This is a genomic window from Brevibacillus migulae (assembly GCF_004521915.1).
GTDB lineage: Bacteria > Bacillota > Bacilli > Brevibacillales > Brevibacillaceae > Brevibacillus_F > Brevibacillus_F migulae.
Genome location: NZ_SDKD01000036.1, coordinates 1 through 21,321 on the forward strand (window position 1 = coordinate 1; position 21,321 = coordinate 21,321).

The window sequence follows — 21,321 nt, forward strand, 5'->3', positions numbered from 1 at the left end:
ACTTTCACCAACTAACAATTAACGGCTTGCTGGGCACGCCAAATAGAAAAAAGACGGGAATCAGACTTCCCGTCTTTTTCTACTGTTTCTTATTTTCCTTCAATGATGTACTTCGTGAGTTCATCCAGCAACAGGTTGGCAGATTTAACACCGCCAGAAGTGTTCCAGATCACATCGTCCACTTTGTAGGCTTTGTTGTTTTTCACGACATTCAGGTTTTTCCAAAGCGAATCGTTCGTCCACTCTTTTTCCAGCTTGGTTGCCTCGCCATCTCCGGTTTCATAAGAGAAGTAGAACATGATGTCGCCTTCCATTTCAGGAATGCGTTCTTTTGTTACTTCAGCTGCAAAATCATCCTTGTTTTGCGCCTCAGGACGGGCTACACCCAATTCCTGCAAAATGATGCCCGAGAAGGTATCCTTGTAATAAATACGCACGCGACCTGGCATGAAACGCACGATCGATACTTTGGTGCTGAGCTTGTCGCCCGCTTTTTCCTTAAATTCGGCAATGCGTTTGTCCCAATCAGCCAGAATCTTGTCACCTTCCGCTTTGCGGTTCAGCGCTTCGGCGTACAGCTTGAAGTTGTTTTTCCAATTGCCGCGCAACGTCTCAGATTCTACGGTTGGAGCAATTTTGGAGAGCTGTGCATAGATTTTTTCATGACGCATCTTGTTAGCCAAAATGATATCCGGCTTCAAGGCAGCGATTGCCTCCAGATTCGGCTGGCTCTCCATGCCTAATACTGTTACGCCTTCCATATCTGCTTTTATATGCTCATACCATGGGTTTCCTGTAAAGGATTGTACGGCACCGACCGGCTTGATGCCGAGAGCCAATACTGCCTCTGTTCCTTCGTTCGTCAATACAACCACTTTTTGCGGGGTGCCTTTGATTTCGGTCTCCCCCATTGCATGTTTTACTTTATAAGATTGACCAGCATCGGAGGCCGGTTGCTGTGCAGCTGGTTGCTCAGCCGTTTTCTCTGGTGTTTGGGCTTGTTGTCCGCCCTGACCGCATCCGGTAACGACCATCAATACTGCGAGCATCAGCATGACCATACGCGCAGATGTGCTTCGCAGAAAGCGATATGTAGTGCTTGCCTTCATGTTGGGATAATCCCCTTTCAACATAAGATGAGAATAAGAATCAATTACACCTACATATCCTACATGGGTTTTGTCTGCTCGTCAACAGCAAAGTGATAATGACTCTCAAAATCATTGACAAAGAACGGTACGCCCTCTACACTGGAGACGGATACTTGTTATTTCTACTGTTTTTTCATTTATTTTGAAGGAAGAAGGCTCTTTGACACATGAATGCTCTACTACCGAATACGTTTCTCAAACTGCTTGCCTTATGCATCAGCTTGGTGCTGCTCGGGTATTTGGCTTTCGTCAGCCTGGTTTACGGCGTAGTCGATACGAGCTGGCAGACCGTGATCGATGCTTACACTAATTTCCAACAAACGAACGAGCATATCGTGATCAAAGAAGTGCGTGTCCCTCGGGTTCTCAATGCGATTGCAGTTGGCGCAAGCCTTGGAATCGCCGGTGCGCTGCTGCAATCTCTCACCCGCAATCCGGTGGCAGACGTTGAGCTTTTTGGTCTGAATGCTGGTGCCGCTTTTTTTATTGTGGTGGCAGTCACTTTCTTTTCGATCAGCTCCCTTACCCAGTTTTCCTGGATTGCCTTTGCAGGCGCGGCTGTAGCCGGACTCATCGTCTATATTCTTGGATCATTCGGACGCGATGGGCTTACTCCGGTGAAATTAACCTTGGCCGGGGCTGCGATCACGGCATTATCGAGTTCGGCCCGCCATGGATTATTGGTGTTAAACGATAAAGCTTTAGATGAAGTGCTGTTTTGGCTGTCCGGCTCGGTCGGCGGGCGCAAGCTGGAATATTTGCTGGCTGTCTTCCCTTACATGATCGTCGCCTGGCTTGCTGCCTTTCTGCTGGCACGTCCCCTCTACACCTTGATGATGGGAGAAGATGTCGCAAAAGGACTAGGGCAGCGCACGTTGTTCATCAAAATTGCGGCCGGAGTCACCATCGTCTTGTTATCCGGCAGCGCTGTTGCGGTTGCCGGGCCAATCGGCTTTGTCGGCCTCGTCACTCCGCACCTCGCCCGCTACCTGGTCGGGGTGAGCGCCCGCTGGATCATGCTTTTCAGCGGCTTGCTCGGTTCCATCCTGCTGCTCGCCGCTGACATCGGCGGCCGCTTCATCGCCATGCCGAACGAATTGCCGATCGGCGTGATGACCGCATTTATTGGGGTGCCTTTCTTCATCTATGTGGCCAGAAAGGGATTGGAGCGCAAATGAAAACATACTTCTCTCTACGTCATCGTCGTTTCCCGGTATCGCTCCATATTCATAAGCGAACTTTGTGGGTCACCTTGCTGCTCGCGCTAGCTACCTTGGTCGTCGCGATCATCAGCACAGGCATGGGTGAGATGAACATCTCCCCCATTGAAGTCGTCAAGGTATTGCTTGGGATCGGTGGCGAACAGGAAACCTTGATTGTCCAGGAATTCCGCCTCCCCCGCATCGTCGTGGGGATCTTGGTTGGAGCCGCTCTGGCTGTGGCAGGTTCGATTTTACAAGGATTGGTACGCAATCCGCTCGCTGCACCTGATATTCTCGGGATTACGGGCGGTGCTTCGGTAACCGCCGTAGCCTTCTTGCTCTTTTTTGAAACACTAAGCATCAAATGGCTGCCGGGTGCTTCCTTTATCGGTGCCACCCTGATCGCCTTGCTCCTATATGCGCTCGCCTGGAAAAAAGGCGTTACCCCGCTTCGTCTCGTCATGATCGGGGTTGGATTGAAGATCGTCACAAGCGCTGCTGTCACGCTCCTGATCACTTTCAGTCCGTTTCTCTTGCAAAACCGCGCCATTCTCTGGCTGACTGGGAGCATCTACGGAGTCTCTTGGGATGACGTCACCATGATCTCGCCATGGATCGTGATTCTCCTCATCTTGTCGGTCATCATGACCGGGCGAGTGAATGTGCAGCAGCTGGGAAGCGAGATTGCCACCAGCGTGGGGAATACCGTGAATCGCGATAATTTCCTCCTTCTGCTCATGTGTACCGCCCTTACCGGTACGGCCGTCGCTGTCGGCGGCGAAATCAGCTTTGTCGCCTTGCTGGCACCACACATAAGCAAGCAGTTGGTTGGACCATCCTTTGGGTCTGTATTATCTGTTTCCATCTTTGTCGGCGCCTTGATCATCTTGCTCGCGGACCTCGTCGCCCGCGTGGCATTTGCGCCTCTGGATATCCCGGTCGGTGTGTTCACATCGGCGATCGGTGCCCCATTCTTCATCTATCTGCTGTATAAAAAGCGTAACCAATAAAGAAGGAGAGATTGACATGCAAGCCTTGCAAACCAATGCATTGACGTTGTCCTACGGAGACCGGAACATCATCGAAAATTTGGATATGGTAGTTCCAGCGGGAAAAATCACGGTATTCATCGGCAGCAACGGCTGCGGCAAATCGACACTTCTCCGTTCACTTGCCCGCCTGCTGAAACCGAAAACAGGAGCTGTCCTGCTGGATGGGCAAGCGATCAGCAAATGGCCGACCAAAGAGGTAGCCAAACGAATGGCGATCCTTCCGCAGTCCCCGATCGCGCCAGAAGGACTGACGGTACTGCAGCTGGTGAAGCAAGGACGCTATCCGTACCAAAACTGGTTACAGCAGTGGTCGGAGGAAGATGAAAAAATGGTGATGGGCGCCTTGGCCTCCACGCGCCTGACCGAGCTTGCCGATCGTCCGGTCGACTCCCTGTCCGGCGGCCAGCGCCAGCGTGCCTGGATCGCGATGACACTGGCGCAAGGCACCAATACGATTCTGCTGGATGAGCCGACCACGTATCTGGATATGACCCATCAGATCGAGATCTTGGATCTGCTGTTTGAACTGAACGAACAGGAAGGCCGCACCATCGTCATGGTCCTGCACGATCTCAATCTGGCATGCCGCTACGCTCACCACATCGTTGCCGTGCATGACCAAGGCATTTATGCACAGGGCAAGCCGGAAGAGATCATTACCGAGGACTTGGTTCGTACGGTATTTCAGATGGATTGCCAAATCACCACAGATCCCCTTTTCGGGACGCCGATGTGCATTCCTTTTGGCAAAGGACGCAAAGTGGTGGGAATGAAAAAACAGATGGTGTCAGTGTAAATAGAAGCGCCCGGAGAACCCATGCTCTCCGGGCGCTTTTTCTATCCATTCGTTCTAATTTCGCGTTTCTTCAAAAAACAGCATGCCGACTTCTTCAAAATGAATCGTCTGTCCACATAGTAAGCCAGCAGCAATGCGACCACGATTAACAATATCAGAATCCCGAATGCTTCCAAGGAAAACGGCTTGCCCTGCAGGTTGAGATGATTGGCCCGGTATTCCAAGCGTTTTGCTCCATACTTCGCTGTCAGAACATCCTCCTGCCCGGCCAGATCCTCCAGCGGCGCATCGAATACGAAGCTGTTTGGCTTGTCACTGTGAATATAGATCGGCTCAATTGGCTGACCATTTTCCTCCCATTGCTTGACGGCATCGGCAGCCAGCGTTTTCGCTTCGGTACCTGTAACGAACATCTTGTCGAGCTGCGGAGCATTCGCTACCTGATATCTCGGGAACAAGGTCATCTGATATTTGGTGACGATCGGCTGATCTGTTGCAGAAACGGTGTAGACCTTGGTCGTTCCGGATGCGGCGTAGGTATCAAAGATGGTGATCAGTGCAGAATCTTCCATGCCGTCATACAGCAGTACCCCCGCTTTTTTCTTGTTCCACTGGAAAGCTTGATTCAGCATATAGACGATTTCACTGCGATCCACGTAATACGGGTCTACCTTTGGATTCTTTACAAAGTGATAGGAAGGATAGTTCATTTCCTTCGCGATTTTTTCTGCCATCGGTTCCCCCTGTTGCTTTGAGATGACGTAGAGCACAGCGTCGATACCCGATGTGAGGCCAGCTGATCCGATGATATTGCCATCGTCGACGTACCGTTGATCCCGAATCCAGTTTGTATCTACAAAGCGATCTTGGAACATATCGAAAAACTGCCAGTGGATGGTTGCCGATCTGCCTTTCAAGAGGCCCGCGTCAGCCAGATTTCCTGCCCCGCCGCAAATACTCAACAGGTTGGAGTGCTCATGCTTTTGCAGCCAATTGCGAATCGGTCGGTATTTTTCCTCATCGATCATCGGAATGTATGGAATCACGATGAGGTCCGGGCCTTTTCCCTGCAACAATTGATCGAGTTCAGCAAACGAATAGTGCGGAGCCAGATCCAGCCCCCCTGTCAGCGACACCACTTTTTTCTCCGGGGCAACCGCGTACACATTGTACGCTTCCGTCATGGCGAACATTTGGTAGGGCACCATAAAATCAAATACCTCGGTGGTCGGATCTCCCAGCAGTACGGCGACAGTCGGTTTATTTGGATCATGCTCAGGCACCTTCACGCTATGCAGGGAAGGCAGCGGCTGCTCGCTCGGTGCCACCCAGTAATTTCGCTGTTCACTGGCATAGCCAGCCACTCCGCTTCCCCCCACAAAGATAACCAGCATCAATACATACACGAGTACCCTCAATATTGCCTTTTTCATCTTTCATTCTCTCCCTTGTCGATTTCAAGCTCAACTTGCTCTTAGGGATACTATAAAGCGGCTCTGTGAACTCAATATGAATTGGCAGTCTATGAAAAAAAAGAAACAAAAGCCGCCTTGGATACGGCGGCTTTGTCATGAAACGGGCAGGCGGACGGTAAACGTAGAACCGCCACTCGGCTCTCCCGTTACGCTGATCTCCCCATGATGCATATCCACAATTTGTTTGACGATCGACAAACCTAGTCCATTGCCTTTAACGGCACCATCCCGAGCCTTGTCAACCTTGTGAAACGGTTTAAAAATATTGGCGCGTTCTTCCTCCGGGATGCCAATGCCCGTATCCGTGATGGAGATGGCAGCATAGCGGTCATGTTTCCTTATTTCCATGATGATCGTCCCGTGTTCAGGCGTAAACTTGATGCTGTTACCAAGCAAATTGGTCCATACCTGCTTCAACTGATCTTCATCCGCTTCTATCACCACGGTCTCCAGATCCATCGTGAGCTCGATCCCTTTTGCCGACCATTGCGGCTCCAGCGCGATCGCTACCTTGCGCAGCTGCTCATCGAGGCGGAACTGACTTACCTGTACGGGCTTGTCGTGCTGCTGCAAGTACGTCAGCCGGAGCAAATTTTGGCTTAACCGGGATAACCGTTCACTTTCCTCCTCGATGATCGTCAAATAACGGTTGCGGCTTTCCTCACTCATTTTCTTCTGTCTGAGCGCCTTGCTAAACCCGGAAATGGACGTTAACGGCGTTTGAATCTCGTGGGATACGCTCGACACAAACTCCTTGCGCATCCGATCCAGCTTGGAAAGCTCTTTTGCCATCTTGTTAAAGCTGGCGGTCAAGACCCCGATTTCATCTTTGCGACTTGTCGGCAGCTCCAAATCAAATTGGCCTTTTGCCATGCGTTTGGTCGCATCGGTCAGTCTGACGATCGGGTTGACGATATGACGTGCAGCGACCACTATCAGCAGACTGCCGAAAAACAGAATAATGACATACATCAAGTGGATGGAGTCCATGATTTCCATCTCCACCTGATTCGGCTCCACCGATAAAAACAATGCGTACGGCTGGCCATCTGTCTCAAAGGGCACACCGACCACCGGCAAATAGGGCACGATTCCGTCCTCTTCTGCGATATTGCTAACGCTCTCCCCGGCAAGTGCCCGCTCCAGCAGCTTCGGACTGACTTTGAGGATTCCCGTCGGTTCATTTAGAAGCGGTTCCCCCTGCTTGTTGTAAAGCTGCAGCAGATTGCCGGAGAGCCCTGAGAAATTTTGCATAAACGGAACGAGCTCCGCAGAAGGAGTCGCTTGATAGTTGTGAATCATTTTCTGCGCATTGGCGATGAGGCTGCCCTCGACCATCCCCTGAATGCGGCTTTTGTACAGGAAAGAGGTAGAGAAAAAGGCGACGAACAGACTGAGCATGACGATCCCGACAAAAATCAGGACAATGCGGGTATAGAGCGATTTAATCGTGACGCACCTCCAACCGATAGCCAAGCCCTCGAATGGTAACGATCCGGAAATCTCCCTCGCATGCGGCAAACTTTTCACGGAGCCGCTTGATATGCACGTCCACCGTACGTTCATCACCCTCATAATCCAGACCCCATATATCCTCGATCAGATTGTCGCGGGTAAACAGCTGTCCGGCATGGCTCCCCAGCTTGTACAATAATTCGAATTCTTTCATCGGCAGCGTGACTGTCTGACCGTCTCTGTAGACCACGTGATACTTTTTGCGATCCAGGGTAATGCTCCCCAGCGCGAGCGTATGGGAGGCATCGATCCGATACCGCTTCAGCAGTGCCTTTACCCGCAGCACCATCTCCACTGGATCAAACGGCTTGACCAGATAATCATCCGTTCCCAGCTTGAAGCCTTTGATCCGGTCCGCGGCCTCCCCCTTCGCCGTGATCATCAAAATCGGCATCTCTCCGAATTGACGCAGGCTTTCGCAGAGCTCCCACCCATCCATCTTGGGCATCATGATATCGATAATGGCGAGATCCACTTTATGATTCTCCGCATACTCCAGCGCCTCAGCTCCATTTGCCTTTTCAATGATTGCAAAGCCCTCGTCTTCCAGATAAAGACGAATCAGCTCACGAATGTGAGCTTCATCATCCACCACCAATATCTTTAGCACCCTATTACTCCCCTTTGATCTCGACTACATACGGAAATGCTCTCACTTTTCCGCCTTGTTTGAACTCCGCCCATATTTTGTACACACCAGGCTGCGTGAACTGCGTCTCGAAAACAGGCTCCTGATCATTTGCTGGGTGCACATGGAGGAAGGTTTGTGCGTGTTCATCCAAAATCACGACATGCCCCATGGCTCCCAGATACGGAGTCAGGTTTGTTTGATCCAGTTCAAACTTCAGTGTCACGGGCACATTGGGCTGGAAGGCACTTAATTGCAGGCTGACACTTTCACCCTCGACAGTCCTGGTAAACGCTTCGTCCGGCACCAGTCCTGCATGGTATTCCGCGGAGTGGCCTGGTTGCCCTACGACAAAAGGAACAGGAGCAACCTGATAGGCCATGTTGGTCGGCTTGATATCCACGAACGCTTTATAAAATCCAGCGGGAAGCGGATTGGCTATCCGAAACTCTCCTTTTCCGGTCTGTTCCGGGTGCAAGTGATGGTACTGCTGCAAACGTTCATCCACCACGATAAAATGCAAGCGCTTCTCGTGATTTACTTCGAGTTGCTCAACGGGATTTCCCGCTTTGTCTTTCAGGAATATTTTCAATTCTTTCTCGTCGGATTGCACAAATACATTCACTTCGCTATGGGTCCCATGCTTTGCTTCGCCTTGATGTCCATGACTTTCTCCGGCGGCCACTGCGTGATTATCTCCTCCGCCACCGTGCACGGCTTCTGCTGATGCAGCCTGTTTGTCATCCGACACAAACTCTTCGTAGAAGGTAAAGCCGCCAATCAATACAGTCAGATACAGCAATGTTGCTACGATCCATTTATCCATACCTTTGCGCTCCTTGCAAACCATTTTTCAGGGAGGATGGCCATCGCTCCTGTCTCTTCCCCTACTATAAGGCTGCAATGTGAACCCAATATGAACTGAAAATCAAAAGCATGGGGATCCGGCAGCAGCATGCGGTGGGCGGTGGACGTGGCAGCGTGGCAGTGAACAAATGGGTTCGGAAAAGGAAGCGGAAAGGGAAGCACAGAACCTGGTGATTTTCGCAATTGTTTTCGGTAAAACCGCAAGCACTCGGAGTTTCATGACCCCGAGTGCTTTTTTTCATGAATCACCGGAAATTGCCCGGCTATAAATTGCTTCAATCGCTGAATCCCCACCCGAATTTCATCCAAGCGAAGATGGCCATATCCGAATACGAGCTTGCCGGGATACGCACCCGGCAGCAAGCTGTATGAGTCAACGCTATGAACCTTTACGCCATAGCGAATCGCTTCTTCCCAAGGTACTTGCACAGAGTCGCTCCCCGCAAACTCAACCTGCACATGCATCCCTGCCTCATCTCCGTGCACAGACATATCCTTCCCGAAGCATTCGTGCAGTTGGCCGACCAGATAGGCCCGCTTCTGTTTATAGATGGCTTTCATCCGGTGAATATGCCGATCGAGATGGCCATCCTGGATGAATCGAGCTAATGCTCTCTGCAGAATCGGCGGGGTATGCAAATGCAGCTGTTCCTTCATCTCGCTAACCGTCTCCACGAGCTGTTTCGGGATGACTAGATAGCCGATTCTCAAGCCCGGTGACAAGGTCTTGCTGAATGTCCCGACGTGTATAACCCGTGAAGGAGCCAATGTCTGCAAAGGCGGTACAGGTATGCCCTTGAACCGGAATTCGCTGTCATAGTCATCCTCCATGATATAGTTGCCGGTACGCTCCGCCATCTCGATGATTCGCTGTCTGCGCTGAATCGACAGGACACTTCCCGTAGGAAATTGATGAGATGGGGTGACGAGCACCAGATGGCCTGCCTCCCACTGATCCAGGCTTTCTACATTCATGCCGTGCCGATCCACAGGAACGGGAACCAGCCGATAGTTCATGTGCTTGAAGATGTCTCTGATGAAATCGACGGTCGGCTCCTCGATACAGAGCGAGTGAAACGCTGCCGAAAGCGCCTTGGAAAGGAGCAAAAATCCTTCCGCAGAGCCGGAGACAATGATGATTTGTTCACTGCGGCATTGAATCCCCTTCATGCGAAACAGGTAGTCGGCGATCGCCTTGCGAAGCTCGGTATCCCCGCGAACATCCCCGTAATCCAAAAGCGTATATTCTGCATCGCGGACAGCCTGCTGCAAGTATTTCCCCCATTGCTTCCGCGGAAAAAGAGCCAGATCAGGCGCCCCGGCGATAAAATCAATCACATCTTCGCTCGCATCGTCCTGTCCAGACACCGGTTTTTCATTTTCGGCTGCTCTGCGATCGGTATTTTCCTTGATGCCGCCAGCCACAAAGGTTCCCGCTCCCACTCGGCTGATGAGATACCCTTCCGCCATCAACTGCTCGTACGACTCCATGACTACATTCCTGGATATCGATAGCTCCGCAGCCATTTTTCTCGTCGGCGGCAAGCGAAACCCTTCTGGCAGCTGACCACTCTCGATCTGACGCCGCAGCTGAGCACATAGCTGACGTGTCAAAGAAAGTCCCTGACTGCTTTCGAATCGAATCCCCAGCATATCCTCCGCTCCCCTTTCGCTTTCGATTGGCTCTATAATTTTTGCCAGAATTGGAACTTAAACCGACCAATTTCCTTGATTATAGTGGATTTGAAAGAATGAATGAACAGGAGATGGTCTGAACATGAAACGATTAGGGAATTCCGCGATGGAAGTGAGCAATCTCGGGATGGGCTGCTGGGCAATTGGCGGGCAATTTACGCTTGATGGTCTGGCAGACGGATGGGGGCAAGTCGATGACCAAGAGTCGATTCGAGCGATTCAGCGTGCCTTCGAGTTGGGCATCACCTTTTTTGATACGGCTGATGTGTACGGCACCGGGCACAGTGAACGCATTCTGGGAGAAGCGCTGAAAGGCATGCGGGAGCAGACAGTCATCGCGACCAAATTTGGCTACACCTACAACGAAGACAGGCGGGAGGTACTGACCGACTACAACGTCTCCCCTGCCTACATCCGTCAAGCATGCGAGGCGTCGATGCGCCGTTTGCAGACCGATTATATCGATTTATACCAGATTCACGTAGGTAGCCTGCAGGACAATGAGGTCGATTCCGCGATCGAATCGCTTGACCGTCTCAAACAGGAGGGCTATATCCGCGCCTATGGATGGAGCACGAGCGATGTGAAGGGAGCCGAAAAATTCGCAAAGCACTCTCATGCGGATACCCTCCAATTTTCCTTGAATGTGCTCAAAGACCGGAATGAATTGATTGATCTTTGCGAACGGCACCAGCTCTCAGCCGTGAGCAACTCTCCGCTGGCAATGGGGCTACTCAGCGGAAAATTCACCGCTGCTTCCCGCTTGCCAGCAGACGATGTCAGAGGAAGCAGCCATTCCTGGGTCACCTATTTTCAAGACGGAAAGCCACGGGAGGACTTTTTGCAAAAGCTGGAGGCCATCAAAGAAATCCTGACGTCAAACGGGCGAACACTCGTCCAAGGCGCTTTAGGCTGGATATGGGGCCGAAGCGAGACCACCATCCCGATACCGGGTATCAAGACCGTCGCGCAGGCCGAAGAAATTGCGAAAGCATCGGACTATGGCCCTCTGGAGCACCAACAGATGGAGGAGATCAAGCGCATTCTGGAAAAGCTTTGATGGATTAATTGAGAAAAGCAGCCTACTTCGTATATCTGTACGAAGCAGGCTGCTTGTTATGGGTTCGCTCAGGTGATTCGATTGACTATTTCAGGTTGTAGAAAGAAGCGCGGCCGCCGTAACGAGCAGTTTCACCCAGCTCGTCCTCGATGCGGAGCAATTGGTTGTACTTCGCCACACGGTCTGTACGGGAAGGAGCACCGGTCTTGATTTGACCCGCATTGGTTGCTACTGCAATGTCAGCGATAGTCGCATCTTCGGTTTCACCGGAACGGTGGGAAATAACAGCGGTGTAGCCTGCACGTTTCGCCATCTCGATCGCGTCGAAGGTTTCTGTCAGCGTACCGATTTGGTTCACTTTGATCAGAATGGAGTTACCTGTGGAAGACTCGATACCGCGTGCGAGGCGCTCCGTGTTGGTTACGAACAGGTCGTCACCTACGAGCTGTACTTGCTTGCCCAGACGCTCGGTCAGTTTTTTCCAGCCATCCCAGTCGTCCTCAGACAATCCGTCTTCGATCGAGATGATTGGGTATTTGCTTGCCAGCTCTGCATAGAATTCGATCATTTCGTCGGTCGATTTCACTACACCCTCGCCTTCGAAATGGTATTTGCCGTCTTTGTACATTTCAGTCGCAGCCACGTCAAGCGCGATGAATACGTCTTTTCCTGCTTCATAGCCAGCTGCTTTGATCGCTTCCAGGATGGTTGTGATCGCTTCTTCGTTGGATTTCAGGTTTGGCGCAAAGCCGCCTTCGTCACCTACAGCTGTGTTCAAGCCTTTTGCATTCAATACTTTTTTCAGGGAGTGGAAAATCTCTGCACCCATGCGCAGTGCTTGGGAGAAAGACTCTGCACCTACCGGCATCACCATGAATTCTTGAATGTCTACGGTGTTGTCAGCGTGCTTTCCGCCGTTCAAGATGTTCATCATTGGTACTGGCAGCTGTTTCGCGTTGAAACCGCCGAGGTAGTTGTACAATGGAACACCGAGGGAGTTTGCTGCTGCATGCGCAACTGCCATGGAAACACCCAGAATTGCGTTAGCGCCGAGCTTTGCTTTGTTTGGCGTGCCATCCAGCTCGATCATGAGCATATCGATGCCGACTTGATCCAATGCATCCATGCCGATGATTTCTGGCGCGATGATTTCATTTACGTTTTCTACTGCTTTCAGTACGCCTTTTCCGAGGTAACGGGATTTATCGTCGTCACGCAGCTCAACCGCTTCATAAGCACCTGTGGAAGCGCCGGAAGGAACGCATGCGCGGCCAAAAGAACCGTCTTCCAGATATACTTCTACTTCAACAGTCGGGTTGCCGCGGGAATCCAAAATCTCACGTGCGTAAACATCAGTAATCATAGACATCGTTCAAAACACTCCTTTTTTATAAATAGAGGTTGTTTCTACACATTACTTCTGAATCAGGGTTTTTCCGGTCATTTCGACAGGCTGCTGAACACCCAACAAATCCAGGATCGTTGGAGACAGATCCGCCAGAACGCCATCCTCCCGCAAGCTCACGCCTTCCTTGGTCACAATCACGGGTACCGGGAATGTGCTGTGAGAGGTGATCGGACGGCCATTTGGCTCCAACATCCAATCGGCATTGCCGTGGTCAGCTGTAATGATCGCCACGCCGCCTTTTGCCAGAATCGCATCCACCACTTGACCCAAGCATGTGTCTACGGTTTCCACCGCTTTGATCGTCGGTTCCATTTTACCAGAATGTCCCACCATATCACAGTTCGCGAAATTCAGGATGATCGTATCCACGGTCTCTTCTTGAATTTCCTTCACGACTGCTTCGGTAATTCCTTCTGCACTCATTTCTGGCTGCAGATCATAGGTAGCCACCTTTGGCGATGGGATCAGGATACGTTTTTCACCCGGAAATTCCTGCTCGCGACCGCCGCTGAAAAAGAAGGTCACGTGCGGATATTTTTCCGTCTCGGCAATGCGCAACTGCTTCAAATTGTTCTGCGCGAGCACTTCACCCAACGTATTGTCCAGGTTGGCTGGCTTGTAGGCGACATAGCCATTTACCGATTCCGAGAAATGCGTCAGGCAGACATAGTACAGATCGCGCGGATGCCCTTCTCCACGGTCAAATCCGCGAAAATCTTCATTCGTGAACGCTTGCGAGATCTGGATCGCACGGTCAGGACGGAAGTTGTAGAAGATAATGGCATCTTCCGACTCGATCTTTCCGACCGGTTGATCGTTGTCGTCCACGATGACGGTCGGCATGACGAATTCATCCATCACCGATTTCTCGTAGGATTCCTTCACTGCCTTGATTGGATCCGTATAGTGCGGGGCATCTCCGTATACCATGGCGCGGTATGCTTTTTCGATGCGCTCCCAGCGCTTGTCCCGATCCATCGCATAGTATCTACCCTGAATCGTCGCGATACGTCCAGTGGCAAGCTCATTGATTTTGGCCTGCAGCTCTTCGATATAGCCAACAGCACTATCCGGTGCAACATCGCGTCCATCCAAAAAGCCGTGGATGTTTACATCGGTGAAGTTTTCCTTTTTGCACAGCTCCAAAATCGCAAACAGGTGAGAAATGTGGCTATGTACGCCGCCATCAGAAAGCAAGCCGAACAGATGGAGCTTCTTGCCTTTTTCCTTCGCATGACGAATGGCTCCGAGCAAGGTTTCGTTCTCGAAGAAATCGCCTTCTTTGATCGATTTCGTAATCCGGGTCAAGTCCTGATACACGACGCGTCCAGCACCGATATTCAAGTGGCCAACCTCGGAGTTCCCCATCTGCCCTTCTGGAAGACCCACAGCCAAGCCGCTCGCTTCCAGTGTCGCATGAGGAAAGGTGCTCCAGTAGCGGTCAAAATTCGGTTTTTTCGCTTGCTTCACTGCGTTGCCGTATTCTTCGTCACGCAGGGCAAAGCCGTCGAGAATAATCAGGGCAACCAGTTTTGGTCGATTCGACATTGCAGCTACCTCCTTCAGTCTTACAATGCGGTACTGTTTCGGCGATCGTTATTTGCCGGACGCACCTGCGACAAGCTGGAGAAAACCATCTGCAGTCAGACTGGCTCCCCCAACGAGCGCACCGTCAATATCGGATTCTTGCAAGTAGCTTGCGATATTGTCCGGTTTTACGCTTCCACCGTACTGGATGCGCACTTGATCAGCCGTTTCTTGGCCATACAGGGATGCGATCACTTGACGGATATAACGGATCGTTTCGTTTGCTTCCGCAGACGAGGAGGACTTGCCCGTACCGATCGCCCACACAGGTTCATACGCCACGACAACCGTTTTTGCTTGATCAGCGGAAATCCCTGCAAACGCAGCTTCCGTCTGTACACGTACAACCTCTTCTGTTTTGCCAGCTTCGCGCTCCGCCAAGGTTTCTCCTACACAAATGATCGGAAGCAATCCATGCTGCAGCGCCGCTTTCGATTTCAGATTCACGGTTTCATCTGTTTCGTTAAAATACTGGCGACGTTCAGAGTGACCGATGATCACATATTTGACGCCCAGCTCTTTTAGCATCAGCGGGCTGATCTCGCCGGTAAATGCGCCGTTTTCCGCATAATGCATGTTTTGCGCACCCAGTGCGATGGAAGTGCCTTTGAACAGCTCAGACAATGCAGGCAGCGTGGTGAATGGCGCGCAAATCACTTGCTCCACTCCCGCGATTGGAGCCGCTTTGCTTACATTTGCGGAAAAATCGCTTGCTTCTGCGATCGTTTTGAACATTTTCCAGTTCCCAGCTACGATTGGGGTTCTCACGTACAGTCCACTCCCTCTCCATTAATTGCAACGAAGGCTCCGCCAATAACTTGGCGTAGCCACGTTTTACTTATCCAAAAGAACGGCTACACCTGGCAGCTCTTTGCCTTCCATGAATTCCAAAGATGCGCCGCCGCCCGTGGAAATATGGGTCATTTGCTCGGCTACGCCCGCCTTCTCCACAGCTGCTACGGAATCCCCGCCGCCGATGATGGTGATGCCTTTGCAATCCGCCATAGCTTTCGCGACACCAATCGTACCGCTTGCAAATGCGTCCATCTCGAACACGCCCATCGGTCCGTTCCAGACCACTGTTTCCGAGGCTACGATCGCATCGCGGAACAGTGTTACCGATTCTGGCCCGACATCCAGCGCCATCCAGCCATCCGGAATTTCGCTTACCGGTACGGTTTTCTTTTCAGCGTCTGCGGCAAAACGGTCCGCTACAACCACATCGACAGGCATCAGCAATTTCACGCCGCGCTTGGTCGCCTGCTCCATCAAGGAACGCGCCAGATCCAGCTTGTCATCCTCGCACAAAGAAGCGCCGATCGCATAGCCTTGTGCCTTGAGGAAGGTATTCGCCATCCCTCCGCCAATGATCAAGCTGTCCACCTTGGTCAGCAAATTCTCGATCACAGCGATTTTATCTTTCACCTTTGCTCCGCCAACGATCGCGGTAAACGGACGCTGCGGATTGGACAACGCCCCGCCAAGGAACTGGATTTCTTTTTCCATAAGCAGCCCTGCAACCGCCGGAATATGTGCCGCGATCCCTGCTGTTGACGCATGCGCGCGGTGGGCCGCTCCAAAAGCATCATTCACGAACAAATCAGCAAGGTCAGCAAACTGCTTTGCCAGCGTTGGATCGTTTTTTTCTTCGCCCGCATGAAAGCGTACGTTTTCCAAAAGGATCACATCGCCGTTTTGCATCGCATTCACGGCTGCTTCGACTGCTGACCCTACGGACTCATCCAGTTTTTTCACCGGTTTGCCCAGTACGGACTCCAAATGTTTGCCTACAGCGGTCAAGCGCATTTCTTCTACCACGGCACCTTTTGGACGCCCAAAATGGCTTGCCAGAATGACCTTGGCGCCTGCTTCGCTCAGCTGCTTGATCGTCGGTACCGCCGCGCGGATACGCGTATCGTCGGTAATGACCCCGTCTTGCATCGGCACGTTGAAGTCTACACGGCAAAAGACGCGTTTTCCGGACAGCTCCACATCACGGATGGACTGCTTGTTCATAAAGAATCCTCCTTAAAGGATATTGTCTTTTCTTTCCAATTGAATCATGCACGGGAAAAGGGAGAGGACACTCTCCCTTTTCGCAATCCTTTTTATTTTACTTTTTACAGACCTTTTTCTGCAACAAATTGGCAAAGATCAACGACACGGTTGGAATAGCCCCACTCGTTGTCGTACCAGGAAACGACTTTCACCATGTTGCCTTCCAGAACCATGGTAGACAGAGCATCGATTGTAGAAGATGCCGGGTTGCCGTTGTAGTCGGAGGATACGAGCGGCTCTTCGGAATAAGCCAGGATTCCTTTGAGTGGTCCTTCCGCTGCTTCTTTCAGTGCTGCGTTGAGTTCTTCTGCAGTCACGCTTGTTTTCAATTCAGCTACCAGGTCAACAACAGATACGTTTGGAGTAGGTACGCGCATGGAGTTACCGTTCAGCTTTCCTTTCAACTCAGGCAGTACCAATCCGATTGCTTTTGCTGCACCTGTAGAGGTAGGAATGATGTTTTGTGCTGCTGCACGCGCACGACGCAGGTCTTTGTGCGGCAGGTCAAGGATTTGCTGGTCGTTGGTGTAAGAGTGAATGGTGTTCATGAGACCGCGCACGATGCCAAATTTGTCGTTCAACACTTTTGCAAAAGGAGCCAAGCAGTTGGTTGTGCAAGAAGCGTTGGAGATGACGGTATGTTGGGCAGGATCGTATTTATCTTCGTTTACACCCATTACGATGGTGATATCTTCATTGGTTGCAGGAGCGGAAATGATTACTTTTTTCGCGCCGCCTTCCAGGTGTTTCGCAGCATCTTCACGTTTTGTGAAGCGGCCAGTGGATTCTACCACGATTTCAACGCCATAATCTGCCCATTTCAGTGCGCCCGGATCGCGCTCAGCGAGAACCTTGATTTCTTTACCGCCCACGATCAGGGAGTTTTCTCTTGCTTCTACTGGCAGGTCAAGCGTGCCATGTACAGAGTCGTATTTCAACAGGTGCGCCAGTGTCGCTGCATCTGTCAGGTCATTTACCGCTACGATTTCTACGTTTGGATTGCTCAGCGCTGCACGAAATACGTTGCGTCCGATACGACCAAAACCGTTAATCCCTACTTTTACCATGGGTAATTCCCTCCTCAATTTTCCATCCAATATTCTCTATCTCTACCGCTACCGCGCAATGCAAAGCGGGAGAAAGCTCATCAACTTTTTTGCACCTTACTTAGTATGCCGCAAATCGGCTTATACACTTGCACCCTTGGGGTCAATTTGAGCCAGAAGCGCTCTGGCAGCCCCTTCATCCGTGATCAGCACGTTATGGTAAGCTTGTTGTTTCGCAAAGGAGTGAATGGCTTTTGCCTTGCTCGCTCCACCGGCGATCGACAGGACTACCTCCGCATTTTGCACGTCTTCCAGCTGAAGTCCGATCGTCGGCATCCGGTGGACAATTTCTCCTGAATCATTAAAGTAATAGCCGAATGCTTCGGAAACCGCTCCTACCGCTCGTAACTCATCGAGCTCTTGGGGAGAGTATTTACGGCGCTGAGCCATGACAAGCGCATCGCCAATCCCGTGCACCACGATTCGTGATGTGCGCAGCAGATCGATGACTTCCCGCACTCCGGGTTCCTCCAGCAATGCTTGCAACGCATCGGTTGAAAGCCGGTCTGGCACGTGCAGCAAATGGTACGAACCGCCCGTTTTTGCCGCCATGACGGAAGCCAGCGTATTCGCTTGCAGCTCCACCTTTTCCCCCAGTCCGCCACGCGCCGGTACAAATTGAACCGTACGGAAGGCTGGTGAAGGTGTCAAATGATCTGCAAGGCTGGCGATCGAAGAACCACCGGTAACAGCTACAACATCGCCTTCCTGAATTCGCTGCTTTAAAACCCTTGCTCCTACTCGCCCGAGCTCCTGCTTCACCCATTCATTGCGATCCGCATCTCCCTGGACCACAATGACTTCTGGGATACGCAAATGTGTCTGCAGCTGTGCTGCCAAATCCGTTAACCCAAACAATTCTGCCACCATCGGTTCCATTCGTTCCAGGACACGCTGCCCTTCTTCGCTTACACTCATGCCTGCTGTTGTAAAAAGCAGCAGCCCCATCTCTTTGAGCAGCTCCACTTCTCCGCGCAAGATGCGCTCTGTGGTCATGGTTACTTGCGACAATGCCCGTCGTCCGATCGGCTGCAGATGGTAGATGGATTGCAGCAGCATATAGCGCTTGCGCAGGACTTCCACCAAGTCGGGTAACAATTTCTGCTGAATCTCAATCAAGTCGCGCATGGATCATTCCCTTTTTCTGTTAGTTAGGGACGCATTATGTCCCGCACGTACATTTTATGTCCCGATGTGGCGTAAAAAAAAGGATCCTTCGCTCTTACTGTAGCATATCCTCCATAAACATACAAGAGCCCCTGTCTTGACATGCAAAACAAGGGCTCATCTCATTAATCGGATCGCTTTTTCAATTCCTGGCGAAGCTCTTCTTCGCTCATCACGGAGGTAACAGAAGGGAAAGTTTCCTCTCCGTCAATCTCCACCACCGGAATGGTAAACATGTATTTTTCGTGCAGGGCAGGATCGCTTTCGATGTTCACGATTTTCAAGCGAAGGGAAAAGTCATTGCCCACCCGCTTGATCCGTTCTTCCACCTGCTCGCACAGGTGACAGCCCGGTCGGCCGTAGAGCGTAATTTCAAATGTCTTTTTATCCATCCCGTTCTAGAACCTCTTTCTTTTCGCTGAGGAAGGGATCATCATCTCTTCCCGGTATTTCGCGACCGTTCTGCGTGAGATTTCCACTCCTTCTTTGACCAGCATCTCGGTAATCACTTGATCAGACAGGGGCTTTTTGCGATCTTCCCCTTCTATGATGGCCTTGATCCGTTTTTTCACACTTTCCGAGGAGGCCGCATCCCCATTCGCCGTCGCCAGGGCCGAGGTGAAAAAGTATTTTAGTTCAAAAAGGCCGCGCGGTGTCTGGACATATTTGTTGCTGGTCGCTCGGCTGATGGTGGATTCATGCAGACCTACCCGTTCCGCGATTTCCTTTTGCGTCATCGGCTTCAGGAAATGCACGCCGTGTTCAAAGAAATCCCGCTGCAAATCGACGATCGCCTGAGTTACACGCATCAGCGTCAGCCTGCGCTGCTCCAGGCTTTTTGCCAGCCAGAGCGCCGCATTCAGCTTGTCATGAATAAACTGCTTGGCTTCCTCCACGCTCGACTTTTCCTTCAGCATTTTTTCATAAAAGCTGTTAATCGTCAGTCTCGGGGCACTGATATCATTGACCAGCACGACATAGTCCCTGCCGACTTTTTCTACCGTTACATCCGCAATCACATAGCGCGTGTCATTGCCGGAAAAAGCTGCTCCCGGACGCGGATTGAGCATGCGCAAACGGTCTGATATGCGCTGTACATCTGAAAGCGTACAGCCAATCGAATCCGCGATTCTCTGCAAACGGTTATTGGCCAGATCCTGCAGATGGTGTGTGACCACCTGTACAATCGCCTCGTCATCCATCCCGGTGTGCTGGAGCTGCAGCAGAATGCATTCCTCCAGATTGCGAGCGCCTACCCCAACCGGATCAAAATGCTGGATCACGCTGAGGATATCCTCCACTTCGAGTACAGCAACGCCCAGACGAATCGCAATCTCCTCAATCGGAATTTCCAAGTATCCGCGCTCATCCAGATTGCCGATCAGATACAGCGCGATCCTCCGCTGCCCTTCCGTCAAGCCTTTGACCATGCCGAGCTGTGCCTCCAAATGCTCGAACAGCGTTGTTGACGACTTGTGAGCAAAGTCCAGCGCATTGTAAGTGCTTTCATTTTTATTTACTGTGTATTCGCCAGTGGCACGGTTGCCGACCCATTCTTTCCAGTCTATTTCGGGCTTGGGACCTTCTGTGCGTGGAACGATATTCTCAAGCGCCGCACTGACATCCTGCAGCTCAATGACAGGATTTTCATTTGCTTGTTCATGGAGATACGAGATCAGATCAGCTGAGGAAAATTGCAAAATCGTGATCGCTTGGCGCAGTTCTGGCGTCATGACCAGCTTAAGCGTCTGTTCCTGATATAAATTCAGACCCAACGACATTTCAGTTCATTCCCCCTTCTGTTGAACTGAATGGTGTGCGTACTTTTATCTTATTCATATCTATTCAATATGGCTATGCAATTTTCCTGCCAAACTGGTTTCCTTTGTTTCTTGCTTTTTTTGCTCAGCCTTTATATAATAAATGAGCGACAATAACTCATACGCCCGTAGCTCAGTGGATAGAGCAATGGTCTCCGGAACCATGTGCGGGGGTTCGATTCCCTTCGGGCGTACCATCATTGATATGAAGAGGCTGGTTTGTGAACCAGTCTTTTTTTGTTGCCTGAGAAAGACGTTTCCACGGAAGCGTCGGACGAACCTGGGTAACAATAACCCCATACGCGAAAAGGAGGGGTTAGCATGGACTTGAACAACATGAGCACCGAGCAATTTGTCCAGAAGGTGAAAGAAGACCAGAAAAAAGACCAGCACAACAAGGAGCATCAAGGCTTCAATCATCCCGAAAAACGTCTGCCTTCCAAGCAAGGAATCGATGGGTAAATCCGCTTCGCTGGAAGCCTGTACTTCGTATACGTTTTGACTCAGCAACAGAGAAGGCCCCACTACCTGAAAAAGGGAGTGGGGCCTTTGCTTGGTCGATAAACTAAGCTCCGCCAAAGACTTGGCGCAGCCAAGTTTTTTCTAAATTACTGCTGATCTTGCTTGTTCAAATTGCGATCTCGTTCGCTTTTTTGCTGATTGGAGGTCTGCGATTTGCTGCTGTTTCCCTTTTGATTGGAGAACTGCGTAGAACGATTGTTGGACATACCAGA

The 21,321-nt window shown here is 51.2% G+C and carries 19 protein-coding genes and 1 tRNA gene; 6 read left to right on the forward strand and 14 right to left on the reverse strand.

The genetic code is table 11. The annotated features are described in order from the left end of the window. Positions 1-89 precede the first annotated feature (89 nt). Positions 90-1,109, reverse strand: coding sequence for an ABC transporter substrate-binding protein (locus EIZ37_RS24145; protein ID WP_235828208.1), 1,020 nt, complete (start codon positions 1,107-1,109; stop codon positions 90-92). A gap of 209 nt (positions 1,110-1,318) precedes the next feature. Between EIZ37_RS24145 and EIZ37_RS24150 the strand changes: the two genes are divergently transcribed. From EIZ37_RS24150 to EIZ37_RS24160, 3 genes are read left to right on the forward strand one after another with little or no spacing between them, the layout of a single operon-like run. Then, positions 1,319-2,329 carry a FecCD family ABC transporter permease gene (locus EIZ37_RS24150; protein WP_134687324.1) on the forward strand — a complete coding sequence of 337 codons (1,011 nt, stop codon included), beginning with the start codon at positions 1,319-1,321 and terminating at the stop codon, positions 2,327-2,329. Continuing rightward, positions 2,326-3,363 (forward strand): FecCD family ABC transporter permease, encoded by a 1,038-nt coding sequence (locus EIZ37_RS24155; RefSeq protein ID WP_134687325.1) that lies wholly within the window; start codon positions 2,326-2,328, stop codon positions 3,361-3,363. The genes EIZ37_RS24150 and EIZ37_RS24155 overlap by 4 nt, the downstream gene beginning before the upstream one ends. 16 nt (positions 3,364-3,379) lie before the next feature. Continuing rightward, positions 3,380-4,201, forward strand: coding sequence for an ABC transporter ATP-binding protein (locus EIZ37_RS24160; RefSeq protein ID WP_134687326.1), 822 nt, complete (start codon positions 3,380-3,382; stop codon positions 4,199-4,201). Between the two features lie 41 nt (positions 4,202-4,242). Here EIZ37_RS24160 and EIZ37_RS24165 read toward each other — a convergent pair whose 3' ends face one another. From EIZ37_RS24165 to pdxR, 5 genes are all read right to left on the reverse strand, one after another. Next, positions 4,243-5,634 (reverse strand): DJ-1/PfpI family protein, encoded by a 1,392-nt coding sequence (locus EIZ37_RS24165; protein ID WP_134687327.1) that lies wholly within the window; start codon positions 5,632-5,634, stop codon positions 4,243-4,245. Positions 5,635-5,769: 135 nt separating this feature from the next. After that, a complete protein-coding gene (locus tag EIZ37_RS24170) occupies positions 5,770-7,152 on the reverse strand; it encodes a sensor histidine kinase (protein ID WP_235828210.1) in 1,383 nt (460 codons plus the stop codon). Next, entirely contained in the window at positions 7,121-7,801 is a 681-nt protein-coding gene (locus EIZ37_RS24175) for a response regulator transcription factor (protein ID WP_134687328.1), read from the reverse strand. Before EIZ37_RS24175 ends, EIZ37_RS24170 begins: the two co-directional genes overlap by 32 nt. A gap of 4 nt (positions 7,802-7,805) precedes the next feature. Continuing rightward, on the reverse strand, positions 7,806-8,645 hold the full coding sequence (locus EIZ37_RS24180) for a hypothetical protein (protein WP_134687329.1): 840 nt from the start codon (positions 8,643-8,645) through the stop codon (positions 7,806-7,808). Positions 8,646-8,902: 257 nt separating this feature from the next. Then, positions 8,903-10,339, reverse strand: coding sequence for a MocR-like pyridoxine biosynthesis transcription factor PdxR (pdxR, locus tag EIZ37_RS24185; protein ID WP_134687330.1), 1,437 nt, complete (start codon positions 10,337-10,339; stop codon positions 8,903-8,905). 124 nt (positions 10,340-10,463) lie between these two features. On the opposite strand from pdxR, the gene EIZ37_RS24190 reads away from it, so the two are divergent. Next, complete coding sequence (locus EIZ37_RS24190; protein WP_134687331.1) at positions 10,464-11,441, forward strand: aldo/keto reductase; 978 nt, start codon at positions 10,464-10,466, stop codon at positions 11,439-11,441. 85 nt (positions 11,442-11,526) lie between these two features. Here the strand turns inward: EIZ37_RS24190 and eno are convergent, their stop codons facing one another. The 8 genes from eno to rpoN all read right to left on the reverse strand — a co-directional run bounded on the left by eno (position 11,527) and on the right by rpoN (position 20,548). Next, positions 11,527-12,810, reverse strand: a complete 1,284-nt coding sequence (gene eno / locus EIZ37_RS24195) for a phosphopyruvate hydratase (RefSeq protein ID WP_134687332.1) — start codon at positions 12,808-12,810, stop codon at positions 11,527-11,529. A gap of 45 nt (positions 12,811-12,855) precedes the next feature. Then, positions 12,856-14,397 carry a 2,3-bisphosphoglycerate-independent phosphoglycerate mutase gene (gpmI, locus tag EIZ37_RS24200; protein WP_134687333.1) on the reverse strand — a complete coding sequence of 514 codons (1,542 nt, stop codon included), beginning with the start codon at positions 14,395-14,397 and terminating at the stop codon, positions 12,856-12,858. A 48-nt stretch (positions 14,398-14,445) separates the two neighbouring features. After that, on the reverse strand, positions 14,446-15,204 hold the full coding sequence (tpiA, locus tag EIZ37_RS24205; RefSeq protein WP_134687334.1) for a triose-phosphate isomerase: 759 nt from the start codon (positions 15,202-15,204) through the stop codon (positions 14,446-14,448). Between the two features lie 66 nt (positions 15,205-15,270). Further along, positions 15,271-16,452, reverse strand: coding sequence for a phosphoglycerate kinase (locus EIZ37_RS24210; protein ID WP_134687335.1), 1,182 nt, complete (start codon positions 16,450-16,452; stop codon positions 15,271-15,273). A 104-nt stretch (positions 16,453-16,556) separates the two neighbouring features. Beyond that, entirely contained in the window at positions 16,557-17,561 is a 1,005-nt protein-coding gene (gene gap / locus EIZ37_RS24215) for a type I glyceraldehyde-3-phosphate dehydrogenase (protein WP_134687336.1), read from the reverse strand. 120 nt (positions 17,562-17,681) lie between these two features. Continuing rightward, positions 17,682-18,728, reverse strand: a complete 1,047-nt coding sequence (locus tag EIZ37_RS24220; RefSeq protein WP_134687337.1) for a sugar-binding transcriptional regulator — start codon at positions 18,726-18,728, stop codon at positions 17,682-17,684. A gap of 164 nt (positions 18,729-18,892) precedes the next feature. Then, positions 18,893-19,159, reverse strand: coding sequence for a glutaredoxin family protein (locus EIZ37_RS24225; RefSeq protein ID WP_134687338.1), 267 nt, complete (start codon positions 19,157-19,159; stop codon positions 18,893-18,895). Between the two features lie 6 nt (positions 19,160-19,165). Continuing rightward, positions 19,166-20,548 (reverse strand): RNA polymerase factor sigma-54, encoded by a 1,383-nt coding sequence (rpoN, locus tag EIZ37_RS24230; protein ID WP_134687339.1) that lies wholly within the window; start codon positions 20,546-20,548, stop codon positions 19,166-19,168. Positions 20,549-20,709: 161 nt separating this feature from the next. Here rpoN and EIZ37_RS24235 point away from each other — a divergent pair. Together EIZ37_RS24235 and EIZ37_RS24240 are read left to right on the forward strand one after the other, a co-directional pair. Further along, a tRNA-Arg gene (locus tag EIZ37_RS24235) sits at positions 20,710-20,784 on the forward strand. 124 nt (positions 20,785-20,908) lie between these two features. Further along, positions 20,909-21,049: a DUF4023 domain-containing protein gene (locus EIZ37_RS24240; RefSeq protein WP_134687340.1), complete on the forward strand. Its 141-nt coding sequence runs from the start codon at positions 20,909-20,911 to the stop codon at positions 21,047-21,049. Positions 21,050-21,321 lie beyond the last annotated feature (272 nt).